Annotated in this window: 3 protein-coding genes and 1 pseudogene; all 4 read left to right on the top strand. The window is 60.0% G+C overall.

The genetic code is table 11. The features are described from left to right. The first annotated feature begins 238 nt into the window (after positions 1 to 238). Positions 239 to 445 (top strand): hypothetical protein, encoded by a 207-nt coding sequence (locus ON38_RS25705; RefSeq protein ID WP_039827593.1) that lies wholly within the window; start codon positions 239 to 241, stop codon positions 443 to 445. Between the two features lie 144 nt (positions 446 to 589). Then, positions 590 to 1,394, top strand: a pseudogene (locus ON38_RS35650) (IS5 family transposase). A 188-nt stretch (positions 1,395 to 1,582) separates the two neighbouring features. Next, positions 1,583 to 3,148 (top strand): tetratricopeptide repeat protein, encoded by a 1,566-nt coding sequence (locus tag ON38_RS35130; RefSeq protein ID WP_083873090.1) that lies wholly within the window; start codon positions 1,583 to 1,585, stop codon positions 3,146 to 3,148. Further along, positions 3,148 to 3,654, top strand: coding sequence for a hypothetical protein (locus ON38_RS36295; protein WP_157181893.1), 507 nt, complete (start codon positions 3,148 to 3,150; stop codon positions 3,652 to 3,654). The genes ON38_RS35130 and ON38_RS36295 overlap by 1 nt, the downstream gene beginning before the upstream one ends. The last annotated feature ends 568 nt before the right edge of the window (positions 3,655 to 4,222 follow it).

Genomic DNA, 4,222 nt, shown 5'->3' with positions numbered 1-4,222 from the left:
CCTCCGCACCGGTGTCACCAACGTTATGGCCTCATACAACTAGTCAGACCGCCTGTTGAGAAGGCACTGAACAGGATCGGAGTTATCTTCGCCGAAGGCCTCAGTCAGCTCGGCGCCTAAGTTTCCTCCGAGAATCACCATTTGGGGATCGATGCTGCACTCGGCATCGACATATTGTCAGTCATCCTGGTTAGCCTTCGGCATACATCGAGTTGCATCAAGCCACGAGGAGATTCTCATGACGCTCTACGTGAACGGAGCCTGGAAGGGATGGCACGGGCGTACGGTTGTCCAGCTGACGGACTTCTCGAAATGGCGCCAGGACGAGTACCTTTATGAGTATTTCTACGCCTACAGACCGAAGGCCGAGATCACCGATGGGAAGATGCTGGTCGAAGGGATGAGTCGAGCTGTGCGAGTGCGGAGAGTATTCGGAGACTCCTGACGCTGGCGGCAGCTCGCGCCTTGGTCGACCAGGTCATCCCGGGTGCATGCTGGGCAAGGATGGATTGATTCTGGTCACCTGCATCCTGCTGAGCATAAGAGGGTCTTACGTGGGTGTAATTCGTTGTCCGGCATGATGTGACCCGTGGTCGACAGGCTTGCCCAGCGGCTGGCCCCGGATGCGTTGTGGGACATCGTGAAACCGCTGCTACCCGAGTTCGCGCCCAGACCGCAGGGCGGTGGGACCGCGCCGGTGGACGAGCGGGCAGTGTTCACTGCTGTGGTGTTCGTGTTGACCAGCGGGTGTGCTTGGCATCTGCCGCCGTCGTTCGGAGTGAGTGTCCCGACCGCGCATCGCCGGTTCATGGTGTGGGCCGATACCGGAGTGTTCGACGCGCTGCACCGGGAGATACTCGACCGGCTCGGAGCCGCCGGCGATCTCAACTGGAGCGCAGCGATCCTGGACGCAGCCAGCGTGCGGGCGAAAAAAGGGGATCGCTGATCGGTCGCAGTCCGGTCGATCGCGGCAAGAAAGGCTCCAAGATCCACGTCATCTCGGACGCGGACGGGATGCCGCTGGTCACCGGTGTCACCGCCGCGAACACTCACGATTCGGTGATGCCGCAACCGATGGTCGCCTCGATTCCGAAAGTCCGGTCGGTCCGTGGCCCTCGTCGAGGAAACCCGCCAAACTGCGGGCGGACAAAGGCTACGACTACGACGTCCACCGCCGCTGGCTCCGCACCCGTGGCATCGTGCCCCGCATCGCCCGCCGCGGGATCGAGGATCCCACGAGACTGGGCAGGCATCGATGGAAGATCGAACGCACCATCGCATGGTTGACCGGATACCGGCGGCTGACGATCCGCTACGAACGCCACGGCCGACTCTTCGCAGCATTTCTCCAACTCGCCGCAGCTCTCACCTGCTACAAGAAGCTCCCCACATAAGACACCCTCCAAGGCCTGCGGGGGTCGCGGGCGAGGTTGGAGCAGCTCGGCCGGGCGATAGCGACACCGTCGCTGGACTCCTCGTGATTCTACCGAGGCAACTCCTCGAATGACCTCGTCAAGAACTAGTTTCGGCTAGATTGGTGCTGGTCGGTTACGGCCCATTCGCGTAGGGGAGGTCCGCAGCGATGGATCCGGTGACATTGATTGCTGCTGCACTGGTTGCGGGTGCCGCAGCGGGAGCCAATGGGGCCTATGGCCGTGCATTGACTGCTTCCTATCAGGCGCTCCGGGCCTTGCTTGCGCGTCGTTACGCCCAGATCGAGGACGAAGCGAGCAAGGCAGAGGATGACCCATACGCACAGGGACTGCGCCAGCGCCTGGCACAAAAACTCGGTGAGGCTGGAGCTGGTGGCGATCAGGAAGTAGTAGCTGCGGCGGAGGCGTTGCTGCGGGTGGTCGGGGAACAGACTCCGCGCGCCGCGGACATAGCGGGTGTGCGTTTGGAGCGAGTGAGGGCTGGCAACGATCTCCAAATCAGCGATATCGCGTCAGCTGGCGTAGGTGTGCGTGCTTCTGATTCGTTCGCGGACCGTTCCATAACTATCAGCGGGGTGAGAGTCGGTGGCGATATCTCCATCCAGAAATCTGTGGTTGCTGATTCGGAGCGCATCTTCGGCCTGGAGCACCCTGATACTCTTGCTTCTCGCAATAATCTTGCCACCGCCTACGAATCGGCGGGTCGATTGAGTGAGGCTATCCCCCTCTTCGAATCTGTGGTTGCTGATTCGGAGCGCATCTTCGGCCTGGAGCACCCTGATACTCTTGCTTCTCGCAATAATCTTGCCACCGCCTACCAGTCGGCGGGTCGATTGAGTGAGGCTATCCCTCTCTTTGAGCAAATCCTGAGAATTCGTGAATCTGTGCTTGGATTTACCCACCCCGACACATTGAAGTCGCGCAATAATCTTGCCTTTGCTTACGCATCGGCGGGTCAGGTCAATATGGCGGTACCGCTTTACGAACAGAACCTCACCGACCGCGAACAGATCCTCGGCCCAGACCACCCCGATACTTTGGTTTCCCGCAGCAACCTGGCGTTTGTCTTCCAGTCGCTGGGGCGACCGACCGAAGCACTCGCGCTCACGGAACGAAACCTAGCGGACTCGGAGCGGATCCTGGGCACCGAGCATCCTCAAACCTTGACCTCCCGCAGCAACCTCGCTCACGTCTACGCGGAAGTCGGTCGTCCCGCGGAAGCGATCCCGTTACTGGAGCGGACCGTCGCGGACTCGGAGCGGATCCTGGGCACCGAGCATCCTCAAACCTTGACCTCCCGCAGCAGCCTCGCTCACGTCTACGCGGAAGTCGGTCGTCCCGCGGAAGCTCTGCTGCTCTATGAAAGGCTGCTCGCGGCCCGTGAACGGGTGCTCGGCACCGACCATCCCGACACGCTTAGTACCCGTAATAACCTCGCTGGTCTGCGCAGCGACACCGGCGATTTTCGCGGTGCTATCGCAGAATTTGCAGGGCTGCTTTCTGATCAGCGCAGAATACTTGGCCCCGAGCACGCCAGCACACTGACGACTTCTAATAATCTCGCGGCCGCCTATCGCGCATCGGGAGACCTGGAGATGGCGGTCCAGATTCTGGAGCAGACTCTTGCCACCGCAAATTCTGTGCTGGGGGCCAATTCTCAAGTTACTCAGATCGTGCGCGATAACCTTGCGCGCGCACGGGATGCGGTGGCCTGATGGGCAAGCACGAAGACGAGATCTTCCTGATCATGCTTCGTCAGCTCGACATAATTGAGCTTCAACTACAGGGAAATCCGATAGCCAGCAGGGAGAATCCCGTTATACAACGAATCACAGCGATCATCAAGAATGAGAACAATGATAGGAGCATTGTGGGAGATCAGTACACCGTCGGTCAAGCCGGGGCTGTTGGACCGAGATCACAGGCTGCACATATGTCGTTTCATCAAGAAAACCACCAGGAATTCCAAAAGATAGACCTCGCTGCGCTAGCCGAGGAGTTGGATCTTGTGCGCCGTCACCTGCGCACGACGTCGACTGGAACTGTCGAAGAAGACGTCGCCTTGTCCGAGGTTGGGCACGCTCAGATTGCCGCCCGGGAAGGTGATCGCGACAAGGCGATGGGCCATCTCGCCATGGCAGGTCAATGGGTGCTGGGTGCAGCCACCGCAATTGGCACCGAGGTAGCGATTGCGGCTGCCCAGGCAGCCATCGGCCTCTAATGGCGCCGTAGAGGCGGTTGACATTATTTGGCCGTTTGAGGTCTACGTCTTCGTCCCGAACGAAGACGTAGACCAAGCCGTGGCATCCGACCAGGTCCAGCGCCAAATTCCCCGCTCCGGCCGATGATCACGAACTTGGTCCCAATCATCCTCCGGCCCGACCACCCCGGATCGGTGCCAGTGGTCGCGGTCGTCGTTCAAATCGTTTCCGCGGTCTAAGGTGTCGGGACCTACGCGGGCTTGTCGATACGGGCGTGGTGCCGTGTGCCGTTACCCGGTACCAGGTAACGGCCTCCACGGCTGGAATCCCGGACGGAAACCTCAATTAGGCGAGCCAGGCGCATCGGCGGCGCTGCGCGCCGCCGATTTGCGGCACGCACGAGTTGGGGGCAGTGGATGTGGGGTCGACGATTTCCAGATACCGTCAGCGTTTCCGCAGGTCGATCTCTGTGGATAGCCGCTGTATCCCCCTCCGGACACTTTTTCGACCATCTGACCTGCGATTTACGCAGATTCTATGAATCTTTTTTGACATATCCGTAGGTCAGGACAGTGTGTAGGTGTTAGC

It is taken from the genome of Nocardia testacea NBRC 100365 (genome assembly GCF_000308775.1).
GTDB classification, from domain to species: domain Bacteria; phylum Actinomycetota; class Actinomycetes; order Mycobacteriales; family Mycobacteriaceae; genus Nocardia; species Nocardia testacea.
This window is presented reverse-complemented; position numbering and strand designations above follow the sequence as displayed.